This is a genomic window from Nocardia wallacei (assembly GCF_014466955.1).
GTDB classification, from domain to species: Bacteria; Actinomycetota; Actinomycetes; order Mycobacteriales; family Mycobacteriaceae; genus Nocardia; species Nocardia wallacei.
This window is the reverse complement of record NZ_AP023396.1, coordinates 3,422,056-3,442,377: the sequence shown is the minus strand read 5'-3', so window position 1 is coordinate 3,442,377 and position 20,322 is coordinate 3,422,056. Positions and strand designations below refer to the sequence as shown.

Here is a 20,322-nt window from a genome sequence, read left to right as displayed (position 1 = left end):
GACTCGTGACGGACAGTACGGTGTCGGAGGTGACGCCGGCCGAACCCGCGGCGGCCACACGGGGTTCCGCGCGGCGGGCGGTCTATCGGTGGGCGGCTGTCACGGTCGTCGGCGTCGTCGCGGGCTACGCCGCGGTGCTGCTGGCCAATGTGCGCCACTTCTACACCGACGACACCGAATCCCAGTACACCGGACTGTGGGTCGCGCTGGGCGGAGCCCTGCGCAACGGGCAGTTCCCGGTGCTGTGGCCGGACCGGTGGATGTCGGGCAACAACACCATCGACGATGCGGGCCTGTTCAATCCGCCGCAGTTGCTCATCGATCTGCTCGCGCCCTCGATGGACAATCTGGCGCTGTACGCGACGATCGTCAAACTGGCCTTCGCCATCATCGCCGCCCTCGGCGTCTACCGGATCTGCCTGGTCTACGGCGGCCGTCCGGCGTGGTCGGCGGCGGCGGGCATCGCCTTCCCGCTCTCGGGCTTCTTCCTGTTCTTCGACGAGGCCAGCTGGATGACCGCGCTCACCGGCACGGCGTGGCTGGTGCACGCCTGGGCGGCGGCGGTGCGCTACACCCGCGGCCGGGCGGGCCCGATCCCGGTGTTCGTGTATCTCTACCTGACCATTTCCACGCAGTACATCTTCCCGGCCGTCGAAGCGGCGCTGATGCTGGTCGCGGTGGCCGCCGGGGAGCTCGTGTACCGCCGCGCGTGGAAACCGGTGCTGCGGCTGACGCTCGTGTCGGCCTGTGCCGGACTGGCCGGTCTGCTCACCTTCCTGCCGAGCATGCTGGCGGCGAAGGTGACCTGGCGCGGCACCGCCGAGATCCGCAACGACCAGTTCCTCACCGTCCCCTGGTCGGAATCGCTCAACGCCAGCCTGCCCAGCACGCTGCCCGCCTTCACCTCCTGGTGGGGCTATATCCAGCCGATGCCGGTCACCTACATCGCGTGGTTCCTGATCCCGGCCCTCGCCTTCATCGATTGGCGGCGGGCGCGGTCGGCGTGGCGGGAACTGTCGGCGGTCGCGCTGTTCGCGGTGATCATGCTGATGTGGACGGCGGGGCCGGGCACCATCGGACCGCTGCGCTGGCCCGTGCGGGTGCTGCCGATGCTGGCTATCGGCCTGCTGGTGCTGGTCGGGGTGCTGCTCGGCCGCTTCGGCACCGTCCGGGACCTGCGTTCGCGCGGTGTCGCCGCCGCCGTGCTGGTCCTCGCGCTGTGGGTGCGGTCGTTCTCCGCCGATCCGCACAATGTGGTCCGGCACGTCACGGCCGCGGTGGCGATCGCCGCGGTGGGCGCGGCCGTGGTCTGGCTGGGTTCACGCAAGGGGGCCGCCGCGGCGGCGGCACTGACCATCGTCGCCATGTTCCCGATCGCCTACTATCAGGTCCAGGCCGCGCAGCCGACCCCGATGCCGTGGAATCTGCCCGCGAACCGCGCCCAGGCGCGGGCGGCGTTCCCCGACTTCACCGGCACCACGGTACAGCTGGGCGAGCGCGGGCTGCTGCAACCTGGCGAGAAGAATCTCGAAGGCGCCTACGGCTCACTGGTTTTCGGCAACTACGCCGAGGATATGGAGCTGAACTACGTCAACGGGTACACCCCGACCGGGCACTACTACTTCGGCGAGATGCTGTGCATGCGCTGGGATTCCAGCGTGTGCCCCGACGCCTACCGCCGCATGTTCGCGCCCGAGCCGAGTACCGGCCGCCCCCTGGTCGATCTGATGCTCGTCGACCGGGTCGTGCTGCAGCGGGCGCTGTTTCCCGGCGCCCGCGACCAGCCCGCGCCCGAGGGCTGGCGGTGGGTCGACTATCCGGGGCACGAACGCTATATCGACGTGCTGGAACGGTCCGGCGGGCCGGTGTCCACCGTGAACGGCCGCGTCGCCGACACCCGGAACGTCACCGCCGCTTCGCTTTCCGAGTCCGATACCACCAGTCGCGTGCGCGTCACCTCCGACACCGGCGGCCGGGTGGTGTTCGCGCGGCTGGGCTGGCCCGGCTACCGGGTCACTCTCGACGGTAAGCCGCTGCCCTTCACCACGGTCGCGAAATCCTTTGTCGCCGTGGATATCCCCGCCGGAACCCGGGACGCCGAGCTGAATCTGACCTGGCGCCCGCCCGGCTGGAAGATCGGTGCCGCCGCCCTGGCCGCCGGAGTGCTGGGCACGGGGCTGTTGCAGTGGCTGTACGTGCGCGGCCGCCGCGCGGACGAACCGGAGGGCGAACTCGGCGAGACCGACCGCGAACTGGCCGATATCGTCGCGGCCGCGCGGGATCCGCGCGAATAGGGCCGCCGCGGTGGCGCCCTCCCTCATCGCGGGCGCCACCGGTCCTGCCAGGGTCGCAGGAGCGGGCGCGCGGCGACAGGATTGTGGTCAGGCCGATCCGATCGCTATTCCGCCAGGGCGTCCAGCGTCCGGCGCACCTGGGCGCGCGCGATCCCGTCCAGTTCCGCGTCGCTGACCATCGGCAGGGCGTCCTGTTCGCGATCGAGATTCAGCGCCACCCGCACCGAGACGTTGGCGTCTCGCACACAGACGACGTAGGTCGTTCTGGTGACGAGGGTGCCCTCGACCTCGGAATGCCAATAGCCCTGCGCGCCGAGTCCGGTGACAACGCCCGACGCCGATCTCGCCCCGGTGGTGACCACATCGCTGTGCTGCCAGTGGTCGTAGAACGGTGGCGCGTCACCGCTGGTGAACTCGGCCTCGACGCGCATCCCGGCGTCGTTCAGGGAGAGCTCACCCGGACTCGTATAGGCGATATCGCAGCGCAGACCGCCCGCACCGTAGACCGACGGCCGGGTCTCGCGGTGCTCCGGTTCACCTTTCGGCACGGACGACCACTTGGTCAGCGGCGAGGCGTCGACGAGTTCGCACGCGTTGGTGACCTTGTTCATCGAATAGGTGCGCGGCGCGGCGACCGCGGTCGCCGCCACGCCGCCGGACCCGCCGCTGTCGCGGCCGACCAGAATGCCCACTGCCACACCGACACCCAGCATCACCACCATCCCGGCGAGCACGGCGACGATCGGTGCCGTCCGGCCACCGCCGCTCGGCGGCCGCGACGGGTCGGGGCGGCGATCCATATTCAGCGCTTCAGCCCGACCGCGCCGTAGAGCGACACCCGCTTGTCGTGGCTCGGCGGGTGCTCGATGCCCTCGTTGCGCCAGCGGTGGATCACCTCGACACCGGGTTCGACCAGTTCCAGGCCGTCGAAGAACCTCGCCACCTCGGCCCGCGTACGCGGCTGCACCGGAATCCCGCGGTCCACGTAGACCCGCAGCAGACGCGCCATGCCGTCCGGATCGTCGGGGCCGTCGTCGAATTCCGTTGTCACGTGCGACATCGCCAGATACGAGCCGGGCGCCAGCGGCTCCATCAGCGTCCGCACGATCTCGTACACATCGCCGGGCAGGAAGTGCAGCAGCGCCATCAGCGACACCGCCACCGGCCGCGAAAGGTCCAGTGTCCCGGTCAGTTCCGGCGCGGCCAGGATGGCCGCCGGGTCCCCGGCGTCGGCCTGCACGTAGGCCGTGCGGCCCTCGGGCGCGCTCACCAGCAGCGCCCGGGCGTGCGCGAGCACGATCGGGTCGTTGTCGACATAGACGACGCGGGATTGCGGCGCCAGTTCCTGCGCGACCTGGTGCAGGTTCGGCGCGGTCGGGATGCCGGTGCCGATGTCGAGGAACTGGCGGATGCCCTGGCCGGTCAGATAACGCGTGACGTGCCGCATGAACTCCCGATTGGTGCGCGCGGTCACGCGCACCGCCGGAAACTGCTGTAAGGCCTGCTCCGCCGCGTCCCGATCGGCCTCGTAGTTGTCCTTGCCGCCGAGGAAGTAGTCGTACATCCGGGCCGAGTGCGGCACGCCGGTGCGCAGGTCGAACTGACCGTCTGGCACGGCAAAGCCTCCTTGTGCGTTGACATCCGAACATCCGTACCCCGAGGTATACCGCATCGGGCCCCCACGGCGCGCCGACGATCCGGCACCCGCACCAGAATGATCACGACACGCACACGACACGCGGAATGTATTCAGCAGTGGGAAATTTCAGGCCCGCAGCAGGCTAGATTCCGCCCATGATCGCACGCAGCATACTTCGAGGGTTTGTCGTCGCATCATCATCCGCGGCCGTCATCGCCGTCCCGGGCCTGGCCGGGGCGACCATCGTTCCACCCAGCAGCGCATCCCTGACCGTGTCCGGAGCCACTGTCACCGCGACCCTGAGCCGGATCAGCACCGACCTGCCCGGCGGCACCGTGCAATGCACCCTGTTGATCGACGGTGACCAACAACAGAATTCGCTCTCGGCGCGCGAGCCCGCCCCCGCCGACTTCACCCTCGACCGCGAGGTGACCGAAGGCGACCACCTCGCCCTCACCTATTGCGCCGACTTTCCCGCCGACTCCGACACACCCAGCTCCTACCCCACGCTGGCCTGTGCCAAGATCTCCGTCCCGGCCGGAACCACCGAATCACTCCCGGCCGACCGCTGCTACCTGCCCAACTGACACCCGGCAACGCTCGGCGAAGATATCGCGGCGGCTTCCGGTCTGCATGAGTACGCAGGCCGGACCGTCCGCGAGGAGAGCCGAATCTTTCGGCCACCGTGGTGTCGACCACGCTGACCGGCGACCTCTACTGGCCGACCGCGTCCAGGTGACGCTGTTCCCGGTGATCACCGGGAAGACGGGGACCTCGAGCTGATCGAGACCCGCGCCCTCGACGGCAATATCCAGGAACTCGTCTACCGGCCCAGCCTGCGCGCGTGAAAATCGGTCACACTGCGTCGAAGTACTCGATCTTCGGCGCGCCGGCCAGCAGCGGTGCGAGCCGCTGACCCGCGGCACGGAAATGCTCGGACTTGCCGTGCGCCTCGAGCGCGGACTGGTCGTCGTACAGCTCGAAGATCCGGTACGAGTTCGGGTCGCTCTGGGATCGCACCAGCCGGTACGCCCGGTTGCCCGGCTCGTTGCGCTCGATCTGCCCGACCAGATCGGCCACGACGGCCTCCAGCTCGGCGCCCTTCCCGTCCTGGACGATCAACTCGGCGATGACAGCGATCATGCGCGTTCCTTTCGCGTGTGAACCGACCATTCGGCTCGAACTTCGCACTCCGTTCCACAGCTTAGGTCGCCCGGCCTGCTCCCAGCGGCGGCGGCACCTCGTTGACAGGGCGTCCGGGATCCGGCTGCAATGACCCGAATACGACGGCCGCCGAGCGGGCCGGGTGAGGCGGACGATCAGGAGCACCATCGATGTGGCACGGCGCTCCCCCGCTTCGACGCCGGGCATTCCTCGGTCTGGCCGCCGCGCTGGCGATCCCCGGCTGCGCCCGAGACCCGATCGCGTCCGTCCGGCTCGGCTCCGGCCGGCCGGGCGGGCTGTTCCACGAATTCGCGCACCTGCTCGCGCACGCCGCGGCGCGCGAGGGCACCGTGCGTATCGAGCCGATCGTCACCGACGGATCGCGGGCGAATCTGGACATGCTCGCCCGCGGCGAGATCGACGCCGCGCTGTCGCTCGCCGATACGGTGACCTCGACCGGTATCGGCACCCGGGCGATCGGGCGGCTCTACGAGACCTACATCCACTTGGCGGTGCCCGCCGACAGCCCGATCCGGCGGGTGGGTGAACTGCGCGGCGCGCGAATCGATCTGGGGGTCGAGGGATCCGGCGCGGCCGTGACCGCCGAGCGCGTGTTGCGCACCGCGGGCCTGGATCCCGGCCGCGATGTGGTGACCGGCAACCATGAACTGTCCGACGCGGTGGCCATGCTGCACACCGGAACCGTGGACGCGATCGTGTGGGGCGGCGGCATCCCGACGCCCGGACCGGACATCCCCGGGCGGGCCCGGCTCATCGATCTCGGCGATGCGGTCCCCGCGCTGCGGCAGCGGTTCGGATACGACTACGACCGGGTCGCGATACCCGCCGACGCCTACCCCGGCAGCCCCGGCCTCGCCACGATCGGCGTGCCGAACCTGCTCCTGGCCGGATCCGGACTCCCCGACGCGACGGTCGCGAGGATCACCAGGCTCCTCGTGCGCAGCGCCGACGGACTGATGCCCGCGCAGGCATTGGGATTTCACTTCTTGAACCGCCGCTGGCTGGTCGGCACCGGAACCGTTCCACTACACCCTGCCGCCGCGGCGCAGTATCGCGACGAGCACGGCTGACCGATTCGGTCAGTCGGCGACGCGCCCCAGCGGCAATCGCACCGACGCACGCAAGCCGTGCGGGTGCACCGCCGATACCGTCAGCGCGCCGCCGTGACGCTGCGCCGAGGCGGCCGCGATCGGCAGTCCGAGCCCGGTCCCGCCCGCCGCGGCGGCCGTGCCGCGGTAGAAGCGGGTGGTCAGCTTGTCGAGCTCGTCCGGCGCGACACCGGCGCCGTCGTCGGTCACCGAGACGACCGCCGCGTCGCCCGCCACACGCAACGCCACCTCCGCCCGAGCTCCCGCGCCCGCGTATCGGCACGAATTGCTCAGCAGCACATCGAGAATCTGCACCAGTGCGTCCTCGGGAACCGCGACCTCCACCTCCCGGGGCGGCAGGACCGACGTCACCGTCACCCCCGCCGCCGCGCAGGCCGGCTGCCAGGACTCGACTCGGTCGTCGATGATCCGCACCGCCTCGCAGCGGCTCGGGAAATCCGAATCCGCCTGTCCAGCACCGAATCCCGCGGGCGTCTCGGCGGCGGCCAGCCGCAGCATTCCGTCCAGCACCGCCTGCAGCCGCTCCACCTGCGCGACGGCCCGCCGCAACGACAGCACGGCCTGCTCGGGAATCGAACGGCCGAGCTGATCCAGCCGAATAGCCAGCGCCGTCAACGGGTTCCGGATGGCATGGGCGGTATCGGCCACCAGCTGGCGCTGCGCGTCCACCGCCTCGCCCACCGCCTGCGCCATCGCCTCGAAGGAACCGGCCAGCTCCCGCACCTCCGGCGGACCGCCGTAATTCCGGGTGATCACCGTGGGCGCCGCCGCCGCGGCCGGGCGCGGCAGGGTCCGGGCCAGCGCGGTCACCGCTCCCGACAGCCGCGCCAGCGGCCGCAGCACCCACCGGGTGACCACCAGTGCCACACCGGTGCACAGCAGCAACGCCGTCCAGGTCCCGAGTGAGATCAGCACCCAGCGGTCGAGGATGTCGTGCTTGGCCCGCACCGTGGAGGCCTCGATGAGCACGGCGCCACCGACCTGCATACCGGCCCCGATCGGATGGGTGATCCGCATGCTGTCGGAATCCCACGGCCGCAACCGATGTGGCGGCTGGACCGCGTGCCGATTGCTACGGACCGCCGCCAGCGATGCGACAGTGCGCGCGTCCGCGGTGTCCACGCCGGTATTGGCGAACTCGCCGCCACGGGCGTCGACGACGAGGACGCGATCGGAATAGAGGTCGTGGTAGCGCCGCATCTCGGTGTCCAGGGCGGACCGGTCGCCGGTCGCCATGGCGTGCACGGCCAGATCGGCGAACCACTCGGCGTCCACGTACCGGTCGAACCACAGCCGCTGGGTTCTGGCCGTGGAACTCGTCGCCGCCAGCGGGGCCGCGAAGCCGGTCACCGCGAACGCGGCGAAGCACAGCAGGATCACCAGTAACTGTCTGCGCACGTTCCCACTCTCGCGTCACCGGCCCCAGCGGTAGCCGAAACCGCGGACCGTGGTGATCAGGCCCGGCCGGGCGAGTTTGCCGCGCAGGGTGGAGATGTGCACGTCCAGCGACCGCGACACCGCGGCGAAGGCGTCGCCCCACACCCGGTCCATCAGCACCTCGCGGCTCACCGCCGAACCCGGGCGCTCCACCAGCGCCGCGACCAGGTCGAATTCCTTCTGGGTCAACGTCACCGGCACGCCGCCCGCCACCACCTCGCGCGCCGCCAGGTCCACCCGCACGTCGCCCGAGACGACCACCGACGACTCCGGGCCCGACGCCACACCCACGCGCCGGGAGACCAGTTCGATACGGGCGATCAACTCGCCCACCCGCGGCGGCTTGACCAGATAATCGTCGGCGCCGCCGCGCAGGCCGCGCACGATCGTGCGCTCGTCGTCCCGCGCGGTGAGGATCAGCACCGGAATCGCCGACACCTCACGCAGCTGCCGCAGCACCCGCAGGCCGTCGCAGTCGGGCAGCCCGAGATCGAGGACGACCACATCGTAATGCCGGTGTCCGACAAGCAGATCGAGGCCGCGGGTCTTGCGCTCGGCGTGGTAGCCGTGCTCGGTGAGCACCTCCACCAGGGCGTCGCCGACATCCTCGTCGTCCTCGACGATCAGCAGCCGCACCCGCCGATCCGACGGGCTCTCACTCGGCATTCACACGGCCCGCCGCGGCGGTTGCCGCTCGTCTGCCCTCGTGCCGCGCCCCGTTCATTGTCAGGACCTCCACGGCAATGACCGCCCGAGCCACTATCTGAAACACCGGTCGTACTCCTCGCTCGATCCCACCCGGCGCCGACCTGCCGCCAGCGACAGCCCGGCGCGACCCACCCAGCGTAGAGACCGCTCGCCCCGGATTCGAGCAGCGGGCGCGACGCTTTCGGCACCGAACCCGACATCGCATCCGGCCCGCCGTGCCCGCCGACGGCCACCTCAACGGACTGTAAAAACACCAACGCCGAGTTCGCCCAACGTCTTTCGCGTGCTTCAATGGCGCCGTGACGGACCCGAACCAGCCCCACCCCGGCATGCCGCCCGGCGGATGGCCACCGCAACAGTCCTACGGGACGCCGCCGCCCTACGGTGCGCCGCAGCAGCCCTACGGCCCGCCGCCCGGCCACGCCCAGCCGCCGCCGTACGGCGGGTATCCCTACCCTCCGCAGGGCGGCGGCAAGAGCCCGCTGCCCTGGATCCTCGGCGGCGCGGGCGTTGTGGCGCTCGTCGCGGTGGTCGGCGGATTCTTCCTGTTCTCCGGCGGCGGGCTGCCCGGGACATCCAGCAGCCCGCGAGACGTCGCCCAGCGGTTCGTGGACGGCGCGAGCGAGGGCAAGGACAACAGCGACCTGCTCTGTAAGGCGGACAAGGCGAAGATCGACAGCGCGGGCAGGACGACGGTGACGCCGTCCAAGAGCCCGAAGGTCGAGGTCAAGACGACGCTGAAGAGCGTCGATGTGCCCGACGGCGCCGACAAGGGCACCTTCACCGTCGAGTCGCAGCTGAAGATCGGCGCCAAACCCACCACCCACGCCCTGACCTACGACCTGGTCAAGGAGAGCGGCGAGTGGAAGGTCTGCGGTTTGCTGAAGGGCCTCAACGGTCCGGGGCTGTAGCGCGGATCAGGCGGCCGGTTCCGGCAGTCCGAGTACATCCGGGTCGACCACGTTCCGCAGTTGTGCGTCGGTCCGGGAACGGACCCAGGTCGCCGCGATGTCGTAGCCGGAGTCGAACAGCTCCGCCGGCGATCGCCCGGGTGTCCGCAGTGCCGCACCGTAGCGCTGATGGGCGAAGACGGTCGCCTCGCGCAGGGTGGTGTCGTGAAAAGGCCGGGGCCGGTTGGGAATTGCCCGCAGCGACGGGTGCAGGACGGGGAAGAGCAGCCCGCCCCGGCTGTTGTACGGCTGCGGTCCGTAGAGGTCCAGCACGAGCGCGCGCCGCGGCGCGAAGATGTCGTGGGGAACGCGGTGGTGGCAGCCGCCGTCGAAGACGTTCTCGAGGCCCGGGGCGGCGGGCAGCGCGCCCGGTATCCGAGTCGCGGCCACGAGCGCGTCGGCGACCGGCAGGTCCGGCAGGCCGAGTTTCGGCAGGTCTCGGGGCAACACCAGGGTGCCGAATTCCGCGGAATAGACCGGAACGAGCAGAGCCGACACCGCCTCGCGCTCCGGCGATATCGGCGGCAGCAGGAAATCGGCGAAGGTGCGATCGCCGACGACCGCATGGGCGAGCCCGCGAATTCGAGCATCGGGATACAACACGCGGCGCGCCAGGAAAGCGCGAAAACTTCTCGCTCCCAGCACCTCGGATTCCGGATAGGCGATCGCGATCTGCCGCGCCCGATCCCGCGTCATTCCGAGCGCTATCGCCGCGGCCGCGATCGCGCCGCCGCTGACCCCGGCGACGATCGGCCGCAACGGCGGCGCACCGGTCGACCCGCACCCGGCGCGCCGGTCAGCGAGCGCATCCACGGCCCCGCTCGCCATTCCCACCATCATGCTCAGGCTGCGGCCGGCCACCCCGGCGAGAATTCGCACCACAGGCTGTCGCGTCATTGCCCGACCCTCTCCGCGGGCCGAGCCGCTGAACTACCGAATATCGTCCGTGCGATCCGAACTCGTGCCCGGGATCCGCGCACAGAAGCTAGCATCGGGCGATCACGGCCGCAGACCGGAAGCGGCGACTTTACAATTATTTGAGGATGGCGGTGACGCTCGCTCGATGATCCGAGCACATCTCGAAAAGCCGCTTCCGGAATTCCTCGTCACCGGGCGTAAGCCGCGTCACACCGCACCGCCGGAATAGCTCCCCCGCCCGCTCGGTTGAACCCCTTGTCGGCGCCCGGACAGCCCCGGGCCGCACCCCTTTCAGTCGCTACGAGCGACCACTCGCCGAGAGGCGCTTGTTGGGCGTCGACTCCCTTTCCTCAGCGGTTCGTTCGTCGCCGCTCGGTCGCGCCCGACCGGACGCAGGCGGCGAGCGATGCCGCGGTGCGCTCGGGCTGATCCTCCGTGACATAGGTGAAAGCGTCCGGGACCGCGCGCACCTCGGTGCGCAGTGCGCGAGCGTAGAGCTCGGCGTGGCGCAGCGGGAACACGTGGTCCGCGCTCGCCCATATCATGTCGATCGGCAGCTCCGAGTTGTTCGTGAGCCGTCCGGCGGCCGCCCTGGTGTACCGGTCGGAGACCGAGCCGATGGCCTTGCGGCCGTCGAACCGGATCTGCGGACTACGCAGCACCGGACCGATGTAGCTCTCCATCACCTGCCGCTCGATCGGGTACTTCGCCAGCCAGCCGTAGGTGTTGCGCCAGCGCCAGGTTCGGCGCAGCCGCAGCGCCTGATACAGCGCGCGGTAGGTCACGCGATTGGCCGCCGTGGCCTTGAGCAGCCCGAATCCGCCGGGCGACGGCGGCCAGGTGTCGTACGGGGTCTCGCACGAGCTCAGCACCAGGCGGCGCAGCCGTTCCGGATGGTCGGCGGCCACGAGCTGACTGTAGGCGCCGCCGGAGTCGTTGCCGAACAGGGTCACGTCGTGCAGATCGAGTTCGCGCAGCAGGTCGGCGAGCAGCCACGCGATACCGGGCGGCGTCAGGTCGGCGTCGCGGCGCATCGGCACCAGATGCGAACCGAGCGGCAGATCCGGTGTGATGCAGCGGAATTCGTCGGCCAGCAGCGGCACCACCTTGCGCCACAGATTCGCGTTGACCAGATAACCGTGTGCGAAGACGATCACCGGCCCACTGCCGCGCTCGTGGTATCGCACTGTCCCCGAAGGCAACCGGGCCTCGGCGGGCGTGCCGAGGCCCGGGTCGCGCCAGTCGTTCATCGGTCGAGTAACCTCCTTCTGCCCAGCAGCGGGCCGAGACCGGATCGCCACCAGCGCCACCACGCGGGCGGGTGGCGCAGTACCGCCAGCGTGAGCGGCGCCGGGTCGAAATACGCTGTGCGGTGGGTGATCACACCGGATTCGGTGATCGTCAGCCTGTCGACGGCGGGGACGCTGACGGTGCGGCGGCCCACCGTGGCGGTGAAGCGATGCTCGATGAACACCACCGGCCCTTCCCCCGACCATCTGAGGACGTCGCTGCGCAGGTCGGGCAGCAGGTCCGACAACCGTTCGACCTCCCCCCACCAGGACTGTTTGTCCGTGCAGGTCGGCAACAGCGGCTGCACGAGCCGCACGTCGTCGGCGAGCAGGGCGTCGAAAGCGCGAGGGCTCAACCGATCCCAGCCCGCGGCGAAGGCCGTCACGACGTGCTCGTGCACGCGGCGCCAGTCGCCGGTCACCGCACGGCCAGGGGAGCGACGAGTACTTCGGGACGCTGGCGTGGCGCAGTCATGACGACCTCCCGGGAACGATACGAGGATTTTTTACAAGCATTACAAGAAGGTGGCGACTACGCTAGCAGGTGCGATCCGTCTTTTGCAACGATGACAAGAAGGTGGCATGGATCCTCGGAAACAGCGCACGATCGAGTCCCTGGTGCGCGCGGGCGAGGAGATCTTCGCCGAGCAGGGCGTCGAGGAGACGACCGTCGAGGAGATCGCCGGGCGCGCGGGGGTCGCGGTGGGCTCGATCTACAACCACTTCGGATCCAAGGCGGGCCTGCACGCCGCGGTCGTCGAGCGCGCCCTCGGCGTCGACCGCAACTACATGGACCGCGCCTACACCACCGACCGCACCCCCATCGAGCAGCTCTACGCCGCCGCAGAGGAATACCTGGAGTTCTATCTCGCCTACCCCGAGTACTTCCGGATGCTCGCCTTCCCGGGCGCGCCCGGTCAGTACGCCGCGGGTCAGGACCTCGCCGACCGACTGGCAAGCGCTGTGGCCCAACAGAATCGGCGCATGGTCGAGGCCCTGCGAGCGGGCATCGCCGCCGCGGTCATCCGTCCGGTGGATCCCGACGCGGTGGCGACCGTCCTGTGGGCCTGCTGGAACGGCGTGATCAGCCTCGGCTGGCGCCCGGACAGCCTCGGCCGTGACGAATCCGAACTACGGTCCCTCCTGCGCACCGCCACCGACCTCGTCGCCCGCGGCCTGCTCCCCCGCGGGGACGACGCCGCGCACGACCCCGGATCACCGGAGCGATAGCCGCGCCGACGGTCGAACTCCTCGGCCCACAGCGTATTTCAGATCGTATCGGCCGTGACGGACAGGTCGCCGCCCGCGGCGGTGAAGGCGGTCAGCGCGCGCACGAGACCCGAGCGGTCGGCGGCGGGCATGCGTTCGACCACTGCGGCCAGTTCCCGGCGGCGACGTTCGGTGACCGCGTCGACGACGGTGCGCCCGCGCGCGCTGAGTTCGATGATCAGCTCGCGGCGCGAGCGCGGATTGGGTTTGCGGTCGATCAGCCCGGCGCCGACCAGCCGGTCCACCATCCGGGTCGCGGTGGACGGCTGCACGTTCAGCGTGGCCGCGAGATCGGCGATCTTCGAGGGCCCGCGGGTGGACAGCAGCACTAGCGTGCGGAACTGCGGGATCGTGATCGAGTCGTCGACGTGTGCGATCGAGCGCGCCGACAACGCCATCAGCAGACGCGACGCGGTCAGCAGCGCGTCGGTGATCTCGTCCACCGACTCCTCCGCCACCGCTTGCCGTCGCACCATCACAACCTCCGTACCGCACCGTGTCTCCACGCTCCATCCTGCCCCCGCCCGCGCCCGCCGCGGCAAGCGGTCGCTCGATCGGACCGGCGGATACCTGCTCATGGAAACAGTTGCTCAGTGCTCGTGATCGGGTAGTGTCTGCGACTCGTGGGCATTCGCGCAGCATTCGCTCCTCGATCGGATGTTTTCCGGTGGGGTTCGGTCACAGTGGCCGGCGTGGTCGCGGGGTACGCGTCGGTACTGCTGGCCGATCCGCGCCACTTCTACACCGACGACACCGAGGCCCAGTACGCGCCGCTGTGGGTGATGCTCGGCCGGCACCTGCGGGAGGGCAGGTTCCCGGCGCTGGTGCCGTGGGAATGGATGTCGGGCAATTACTCGATGGAGGAGGCGGGCCTGTACAACCCGCCGCAGCTGCTGGTCGACGTCCTCGCGCCCTCGATGGACAACCTCGCGGTGTACGCGACGGTCGTCAAGCTGGTCTTCTCGATCATCGCCGCGCTGGGGGTGTTTCGCGTCTGTCTCGCCTACCGCGCCGAGCCGTACTGGGCGGCCGTCGCGGGCGTGGGGTTCACGCTGTCGGGCTGGTTCCTGTTCTTCGACGAGGCCAGCTGGGCGACCTCGCTCACCGGGACCGCGTGGATGCTGCACGCCTGGGCCGCGGCCGTACGGTACACCCGCGGGCGCGGCGGTCCGATACCGGTTTTCGCATACCTGTATCTGGCCATTTCGGTCCAATACATCTTTCCCGCAGTCGAATCCGCGATCATGATCGCCGCGGTCGCGGTCGGGGAGGTCGTGTACCAGCGGGCTTGGCGGCCGTCGCTGCGGTTGCTGCTGGCGGCCGGGTGCGCCGGGCTGGCCGGGCTGTCGACCTTCCTGCCGAGCATGCTGTCGTCGTCGGTGACCTGGCGGGGCGACCAGCGCATTCTCAACGACCCGTTTCTGAACGTGCCGTGGTCGGAATCGTTGAACGCCAGCCTGCCCAGCACCGTGCCCGCGTTCGAAGGCTGGTGGGGGTACGTCCAGCCGCTGCCGATGGTGTACATCGCGTGGTTCGTGATCCCGCTGCTGGCCTTCATCGACTGGTCCGCGGTCCGGCGCGACGCGCGGGAATTCACCGGCCCCGCGTTGTTCGCGCTCACTTTCCTGATGTGGACCGCCGGGCCGGGGCACATCGGGCCGCTGCGCTGGCCGGGGCGGGTGCTGCCGATGCTCGCGGTCGGGCTGCTGGTACTGGTGTGCGTGCTGCTCAGTCGCTATGGCGCGTTCGCCGACCGGCGCCGCCGCGGACTCGCGGCGGCCGTGCTGATCGGCTTGTTGTTCGTCCGGAGTTGCAGTGCCGCACCGGATCTGGTGGTCCGGCATCTGGTCGCCGCGGCGATCGTCACCGCGCTGACCGCGGGATTGGTGTGGCTGGCCCGCACCCGCGGCGTCGCGGTGGCGTGCGCGCTGGCGATCCTGGCGATGTTCCCCATCGCCTACGATCAGGTTCGTGCGCAGGGCGCCACTCCGATGTCCTACCATTTCCCGCAGCGGCGCTCGGAGATGGCCGCCGCCTTCCCCGACTTCACGGGTGTCACACTGCAACTCGGTGACCGGGCGCTGGTGGCACCGCGGGACGAGAGTATCGATCGCGCGTGGGGGTCGCTCGCTTTCGGCAACTACGCCAAGGCGATCGGCCTGGACTACGTCAACGCCTACAGCCCGATCGGCCACGCCGCCTTCAGCTCGCTGCTGTGCATGGGCTGGAACGGCAGTACCTGCGCCGACGCCTACCGCCGCGCCTTCGCCACCGAGCCGGAGACCGGACGCACGATCGTGGATCTGATGAAGGTGGATCGCGTGGTGCTGCAACGCGCTCAGTACCCCGACGCTCCCACCCGGCCCGCGCCACCGGGCTGGCGGTGGGTCGACTACCCCGGCCACGACCAGTACATCTGGGTGCTCGAACGCACCGACGGACCGATCTCCACCCGCAACGGCCTGGTCGCCGACACTCCGGACGTCACCGCCACCTCCGTCGCGCGCGACAGCTTCACCAGCCACATCCGCGTCAGCTCCGACACCGGCGGCCGGGTCGTGTTCGCCCGGCTGGCGTGGCCGGGCTACCGCGCCACCCTCGACGGCCACGACATCGGGTTACGGGCGGTGGCGAAGACTTTCGCCACCGTCGACATCCCACCCGGTACCCGCGACGCCGACCTCGTCCTCACCTGGCGGCCGCCGGGCTGGAAGATCGGCATCACCACCGCGATCGCCGGACTGGTCGGACTCGGCATCCTGCAGTGGTGGTATCGGCGCGGCCGCCGCCCCGAAACCCCTGCGCCGCAGGAGGAATACCCCGGCGCCGAGCCGGCCCAACGAGCCGAGCAGCACGCGCCGGTGCCGGTCTGACCGGCATCCCGGCGGCGACCCCGACCGCCACCGTGGCCACCGCGAGCAAACCGACCGCGAAGTACCTCAGCATGTGCCACTCCCCACCCGCTCCCGGCGAGAACATGCGCCATCCGGGCGACGACGTGTCCGCACCCGGGAACCGGAGTGATGTCGTTTCACTGCCGGACACCCGTCTGGCGCGGTCGTACCATGACCGGATGCGCGAACCTCTTTCCCGCCGCCGTCCCGGTGCCACAGCGTTCGTGGCGCTCGCCGTACCGGGGGCGAACGGGTCGTGACGGACGATGCCGGGGAGCGCCGGTTCGGGCGCTACCGGCTGGATCGGCTGCTCGGCAGCGGGGGCACCGGGCTGGTGTGGCTGGCGTACGACACGGTCGAGCGCCGCGAGGTCGCGTTGAAGGTACTCGCGGCCGCCCCGGTGGAGGTTCCGCACCGGCAGCGTTTCACCCGGGAGGCTCGCCTCGTCTCGCAGCTGCGCAGCCCGCACCTGCCGCGGGTTCACGCGTTCGGCGAGATCGACGACCGCCTCTACCTCGCCATGGATTACATCCCCGGCAGCACACTGGCAGCGCTGTTGCGGGACGGACCACTGCCGCCGGGCACCGCGGCGGCCGTCGTCGCCCAGATCGCCGCCGCGCTCGACACCGCCCATCGCGCGGGCGTGACACACCGCGACGTCAAGCCCTCCAACATCATCGTCGACTCCGGCGGCACGGCCCATCTGATCGACTTCGGAACCGCCTACCGCGCCGATCAACCGGCCCTCACCCTCGACGGCAATGTCGTCGGCACGCTCGGCTACCTGGCGCCCGAACGGTTCGACGGCCACGCCGACGCCCGATCGGACCAGTACTCGCTGGCCTGCGTTCTCTACGAATGCCTCACCGGCAGAAAGCCTTTCGTCGACACCGACGCCGCGGGACAGGTGCGGGCGCACCTGACCGAGGAGCCGCCGCCGGCCACCGCGATCAATCCCGCGCTGCCCGCCGCGATCGACGCGATCCTCGCCCGCGCCCTGGCCAAGGACCCGCGGCGACGCTGGCCCGCGATCGGCACGTTCGCCGGCGCCGCGCACACCGCACTCACCGGCCGCGACGCCCCGACCGCCGACAGCGCCGTCGCCACGACGCCCGCCATGCCCGCCCGGATGCGCCGCGTCTCGGTATACGGCCCGGCCGCGCTGTTGGCACCGCTGGCCGAACCGCTCGTCGCGGTCACCGCGCTGGCATTACTCGCCGCGGCGATCGGTGCGGCGCTGTGGTTCGGACGGCCGGGCACGCTCGGCACCGACACCGCTCCGGAGCGGGTGCCGGTCCCCCAGAGCGGGACCGCGCCGACGACCGTCCCCGAGCCGCCGCCGCTGTTCGAACCCGCGCGCCCCCAGACCGAAATCGGCCGGCCGCTCCCGGCCGACGGTCCCTTCTGTCCCGGGGGCGGCGGTTGTTCGCCCGTATTTCCCGAACCGGCCGAGAGTATTCCGGCGCCGTCCTTTTCGACACCCCACGGCAACGGTAAGGGCAAGCCGGACCACGGTAATGGCGGGAAGAACAATGGAAAAGCCGGAAAACCCGAGAAATGATGCGGCGGGCCGAGCGTTTTCGCGGCGAATCGGTGGGTAAGTCGGCAAGACCGACGAGGAAGGAGTGATTCACCATGCGTAGAACAATCGCGGTACCACTATCGGCCCTCGTTCTCGCGCTGGGTCCGGCGGTGGCGGCGGAAGCGGACCCGGCGCCCGCGCCACCACCGGTCGCCCAGACGACCGTCGACGACGACCACGACAACGGCGGCGACAGCGACAAAACCGGCCTCTGGGGCCTGCTCGGCCTATTGGGTCTGGGCGGCCTCCTGGGAATGCGGCGGCGTAAGGAGACCGGCTACCCCGTGACCAACGCCGGAGCCACCAGGCCCGGGCAGCCGCACTAGCGAATCCCACACCGCCCGTGGCCCCCGCCCGACACGGCGGGGGCCGCGCTCAGCGGTCCCCACCGTGCAGGACCGGGTCATGTACGCGCAGGTAGGCGTCGCGATCGTGGTACGACTCGGCCAGCGCGTCACCGTAGGCGACCAGCCTGCCGTGCAGCGCGCGACGGACCTCGTACCGTTCCTGCAGCAGCAGTTCCAAGTGCTCTGGGCCGGTCGCCGCCGCCAGGATCTCGGCGAGCACGGTGGCGTCCTCCAGCGTGTAGCTCATGCCCTGCCCGGTCATGGGATGCGGCGAGAACGCCGAACTGCCCAGCAGGACGACGTTTTCGCGATGATACGGCTTGCTCGTATAGGCCGATATCGGCACCCGCACGAACTGATCGGCACGCAGCAAGGCCAGGGCGTCACCGCTTTTCGTGACGAAATCGGCGAGCTGGGCGGCCAGGTCGTCACAGGGCCGTTCGAATATCAGCGCATCCTGCGCACCGGGAAACCCGAGGAATACTCTGGCTTTGCCGCTGTCGACCGGATAGAAGTACGCGAGCCTGCCGGTCGAGCTGAAATAGAGCCGATTGCGCGACAGCACACTGGCGGTGACGGGAATCGTCGCCATGCGCAGCACCTGCCCGTATCGGCTGCTGTCCCGCATGGATTCGACGAACGTGCTGAGCGCCGACATCGATCCGCCCGCATCGACGAATGTCCGTGCCCGAACCCGGGTTCCGTCGTCGAGCAGTCCGCTGGACACCGGGAACTGCTCGCTGCACAGATCGACCAGGCGGCGGCCGAATCGGATATCGACGTTCGGCAGTTCCGCGCACGCGTCGAGAATCACCGACACGATCCGGGCGTAGGGCACGATGAGAAAGTGCCCGAGCCGGGTGTGCTCGGCGAAATCGTAGGACAGCAATAGCGACCCGTCGTGATAGAAGTCGATGATCACGCGCTCCAGGGCGCCCCGGTTCAGCAGTTCGTCGAGCAGACCGTGTTCGGCGAGCACCCGGATCCCGCGCGGCTTGAGAATCTCCGCGCCCCGGGCGGGCGGGTGAGATTTGGCCTCCAGCAGCAACACTCGCTGCCCTCGGCGGCCCAGCAGCAACGCCAGCAGCGCCCCGCCGACGCCCGACCCGAGAATGACGCAATCGACATTGTCCGGCGATGTCGCGGTGGTGCTCATCGGCCGGCTACCAGGAATCGGCCCGGGGCGATGATTCCGGCCGGGTCGTAGATCTGTTTCAGCGCGGCGAGGGGCCCGTCGCTGTAGGTGGCGGCGCGATCGGCCAATTCTCTCGGGGCATGGTCGATATCGGAGCGGTACGGCGGAAAACCCGCGTCGAGGAACCGGTCGCGGGCGGCGTCACGCAGTGCGTGGGCCCGCGCGACCGCCGCTGGTTCACGGCGGAACGGGATCTGCGCCACCAGGTTGGTGCTGTGATGGGAGATCACGTTGAATTCGAGCATGACGGTCGTGCCGTGCCGTCGCGCCTCCTCGGTGAACAGTTCGACCGCCTTGGTCATGGCGATGCGTTCGAGGGGCACGGCAGGCAGGAACATCAGCCAGCCGGTGTCGGCCGCGTCGACGTCGGTGCACGCGGTGATCCCCAGCCGCCGTTGGAGATTCGCGCAGCAGGGAATCCCGCGCGCGAACTGCGCCTGGGGGTACAGCGGATCCGCGGAAGCGACGGATTCGGCCGCGACGGTACGCAGTGCGGCGAGTCCGGGTGTCCGGGAAAGTGTTGCGCGGAAGGTCTTTTCGGCCAGTTGCACCGAGGAACGGGAGCCGAGCAACGGCAGTTGGATGGTCACGTGGTCCGGATCGGCCCCGTCCGGGACGGCCGCTCCGGCGGGCACGACGAAGATCTCCTTCAACCGCAGCATGCCGTCGGTCGGGCGCAGCGCCCGGCCGAGCTCGATCGTCGTGTCGACGGCGGCGCCGAGCGCGTCGGCGGCAACGGTGGCGTGCACGACGGTCGCGGCCTCGGGTCGCGGCAGCAGCGCGACCGCCATCGCGGTCACGACTCCGAGATTGCTCTGCAGGAATGCGCGTGTCAGGTCCGGCCCGGAGGTGGCGCCCGGCCGCCGACCGTTGCGATCGAGCCCGCCCGTGGTGATGACGTCACCGGTGCCGAGCACGACCTCGAGGCCGAGCAGGTCCTCCGATCGGGGCCGGATCGTGCCGTCACCGCGTTCCAGGGTGTTTCCGACGATGCTCGCGTCCGCGCAGCCCGCTGTGACGTTGAGCATCCACGGCGTGCCGTCGAGCATATCGGCCAATCGGCGCTGGGTGACGCCCGGTTCGATGACCGCGTAACCGCGTTCCACATCCAGTGTCCGCACCGCCGACATGCGACGTAGATCCAGTATCGCGCAGCCGTCCCGCACGGGGTTGCGCGAACCCATCCCCCAATTGCGACCGGTACTCAACGGGTACACCGGAATTCCCGTGCGAGCCGCCGACACGATGTGCTGCCGCACCTCCTCGGTGCTCGCCGGGAAATAGGTGTCGTGGATCCGGCGCGGCCGATGCCCACCCAGATCCGCCGGTCGGGCGTCCTCGGTGCGCAACTGCTGAACGGTGCTTTCGTCGGTCATGGAAAACTCCAGGAAAGGGATCGCGCGCAGGACGACGATCCGAGAATTCGAAATGGGACGCGGGAACGGCGCAATGGTCCGGAGACCTTGCGAGACAGCGCTTTCCGGCGCTACGGGAATATTCTCGCTA

At 69.9% G+C, this 20,322-nt stretch carries 19 protein-coding genes; 8 read left to right on the top strand and 11 right to left on the bottom strand.

What is annotated here, in order from left to right; genetic code table 11:
* Positions 1-5: 5 nt before the first annotated feature.
* A complete protein-coding gene (locus NWFMUON74_RS15390; protein ID WP_232111040.1) occupies positions 6-2,294 on the top strand; it encodes a hypothetical protein in 2,289 nt (762 codons plus the stop codon).
* A gap of 104 nt (positions 2,295-2,398) precedes the next feature.
* On the opposite strand, the gene NWFMUON74_RS15385 is transcribed toward NWFMUON74_RS15390, so the two are convergent.
* Both NWFMUON74_RS15385 and NWFMUON74_RS15380 read right to left on the bottom strand, forming a co-directional pair.
* Entirely contained in the window at positions 2,399-3,094 is a 696-nt protein-coding gene (locus NWFMUON74_RS15385) for a hypothetical protein (protein WP_187688465.1), read from the bottom strand.
* A 2-nt stretch (positions 3,095-3,096) separates the two neighbouring features.
* On the bottom strand, positions 3,097-3,909 hold the full coding sequence (locus NWFMUON74_RS15380; RefSeq protein ID WP_232111039.1) for an SAM-dependent methyltransferase: 813 nt from the start codon (positions 3,907-3,909) through the stop codon (positions 3,097-3,099).
* Positions 3,910-4,088: 179 nt separating this feature from the next.
* On the opposite strand from NWFMUON74_RS15380, the gene NWFMUON74_RS15375 reads away from it, so the two are divergent.
* Positions 4,089-4,520: a hypothetical protein gene (locus NWFMUON74_RS15375; protein WP_187688463.1), complete on the top strand. Its 432-nt coding sequence runs from the start codon at positions 4,089-4,091 to the stop codon at positions 4,518-4,520.
* Between the two features lie 268 nt (positions 4,521-4,788).
* Here NWFMUON74_RS15375 and NWFMUON74_RS15370 read toward each other — a convergent pair whose 3' ends face one another.
* On the bottom strand, positions 4,789-5,076 hold the full coding sequence (locus tag NWFMUON74_RS15370; protein WP_187688462.1) for a putative quinol monooxygenase: 288 nt from the start codon (positions 5,074-5,076) through the stop codon (positions 4,789-4,791).
* Between the two features lie 191 nt (positions 5,077-5,267).
* On the opposite strand from NWFMUON74_RS15370, the gene NWFMUON74_RS15365 reads away from it, so the two are divergent.
* Complete coding sequence (locus tag NWFMUON74_RS15365; protein WP_187688461.1) at positions 5,268-6,188, top strand: TAXI family TRAP transporter solute-binding subunit; 921 nt, start codon at positions 5,268-5,270, stop codon at positions 6,186-6,188.
* Between the two features lie 9 nt (positions 6,189-6,197).
* Here the strand turns inward: NWFMUON74_RS15365 and NWFMUON74_RS15360 are convergent, their stop codons facing one another.
* Together NWFMUON74_RS15360 and NWFMUON74_RS15355 are read right to left on the bottom strand one after the other, a co-directional pair.
* Positions 6,198-7,625 (bottom strand): sensor histidine kinase, encoded by a 1,428-nt coding sequence (locus NWFMUON74_RS15360; RefSeq protein WP_187688460.1) that lies wholly within the window; start codon positions 7,623-7,625, stop codon positions 6,198-6,200.
* Between the two features lie 15 nt (positions 7,626-7,640).
* On the bottom strand, positions 7,641-8,300 hold the full coding sequence (locus NWFMUON74_RS15355; RefSeq protein ID WP_187689178.1) for a response regulator transcription factor: 660 nt from the start codon (positions 8,298-8,300) through the stop codon (positions 7,641-7,643).
* Between the two features lie 371 nt (positions 8,301-8,671).
* Between NWFMUON74_RS15355 and NWFMUON74_RS15350 the strand changes: the two genes are divergently transcribed.
* Positions 8,672-9,283: an Rv0361 family membrane protein gene (locus NWFMUON74_RS15350; protein ID WP_187688459.1), complete on the top strand. Its 612-nt coding sequence runs from the start codon at positions 8,672-8,674 to the stop codon at positions 9,281-9,283.
* 6 nt (positions 9,284-9,289) lie between these two features.
* On the opposite strand, the gene NWFMUON74_RS15345 is transcribed toward NWFMUON74_RS15350, so the two are convergent.
* The 3 genes from NWFMUON74_RS15345 to NWFMUON74_RS15335 form a co-directional block, all read right to left on the bottom strand.
* Positions 9,290-10,219 (bottom strand): patatin-like phospholipase family protein, encoded by a 930-nt coding sequence (locus NWFMUON74_RS15345; protein WP_187688458.1) that lies wholly within the window; start codon positions 10,217-10,219, stop codon positions 9,290-9,292.
* A gap of 371 nt (positions 10,220-10,590) precedes the next feature.
* A complete protein-coding gene (locus tag NWFMUON74_RS15340; RefSeq protein ID WP_187688457.1) occupies positions 10,591-11,490 on the bottom strand; it encodes an alpha/beta fold hydrolase in 900 nt (299 codons plus the stop codon).
* The gene (locus NWFMUON74_RS15335) at positions 11,487-11,951 is read right to left on the bottom strand and encodes a nuclear transport factor 2 family protein (protein ID WP_187688456.1); all 465 of its coding nucleotides are present in this window, start codon (positions 11,949-11,951) and stop codon (positions 11,487-11,489) included. The genes NWFMUON74_RS15340 and NWFMUON74_RS15335 overlap by 4 nt, the downstream gene beginning before the upstream one ends.
* Positions 11,952-12,111: 160 nt before the next feature.
* Here NWFMUON74_RS15335 and NWFMUON74_RS15330 point away from each other — a divergent pair, with 160 nt between their 5' ends.
* On the top strand, positions 12,112-12,759 hold the full coding sequence (locus NWFMUON74_RS15330; protein ID WP_187688455.1) for a TetR/AcrR family transcriptional regulator: 648 nt from the start codon (positions 12,112-12,114) through the stop codon (positions 12,757-12,759).
* Between the two features lie 38 nt (positions 12,760-12,797).
* Here the strand turns inward: NWFMUON74_RS15330 and NWFMUON74_RS15325 are convergent, their stop codons facing one another.
* Entirely contained in the window at positions 12,798-13,274 is a 477-nt protein-coding gene (locus NWFMUON74_RS15325) for a MarR family winged helix-turn-helix transcriptional regulator (protein WP_187688454.1), read from the bottom strand.
* Positions 13,275-13,490: 216 nt separating this feature from the next.
* Here NWFMUON74_RS15325 and NWFMUON74_RS15320 point away from each other — a divergent pair, with 216 nt between their 5' ends.
* The 3 genes from NWFMUON74_RS15320 to NWFMUON74_RS15310 all read left to right on the top strand — a co-directional run bounded on the left by NWFMUON74_RS15320 (position 13,491) and on the right by NWFMUON74_RS15310 (position 17,600).
* Entirely contained in the window at positions 13,491-15,671 is a 2,181-nt protein-coding gene (locus NWFMUON74_RS15320; RefSeq protein ID WP_232111038.1) for a YfhO family protein, read from the top strand.
* 277 nt (positions 15,672-15,948) lie between these two features.
* Positions 15,949-17,253 carry a serine/threonine-protein kinase gene (locus tag NWFMUON74_RS15315; protein WP_187688453.1) on the top strand — a complete coding sequence of 435 codons (1,305 nt, stop codon included), beginning with the start codon at positions 15,949-15,951 and terminating at the stop codon, positions 17,251-17,253.
* Positions 17,254-17,327: 74 nt separating this feature from the next.
* Entirely contained in the window at positions 17,328-17,600 is a 273-nt protein-coding gene (locus NWFMUON74_RS15310; protein WP_187688452.1) for a WGxxGxxG family protein, read from the top strand.
* Positions 17,601-17,649: 49 nt separating this feature from the next.
* Here the strand turns inward: NWFMUON74_RS15310 and NWFMUON74_RS15305 are convergent, their stop codons facing one another.
* A complete protein-coding gene (locus NWFMUON74_RS15305; RefSeq protein WP_187688451.1) occupies positions 17,650-18,777 on the bottom strand; it encodes an FAD-dependent monooxygenase in 1,128 nt (375 codons plus the stop codon).
* A complete protein-coding gene (locus NWFMUON74_RS15300; RefSeq protein WP_187688450.1) occupies positions 18,774-20,192 on the bottom strand; it encodes an FAD-binding oxidoreductase in 1,419 nt (472 codons plus the stop codon). The genes NWFMUON74_RS15305 and NWFMUON74_RS15300 overlap by 4 nt, the downstream gene beginning before the upstream one ends.
* Positions 20,193-20,322: the final 130 nt, after the last annotated feature.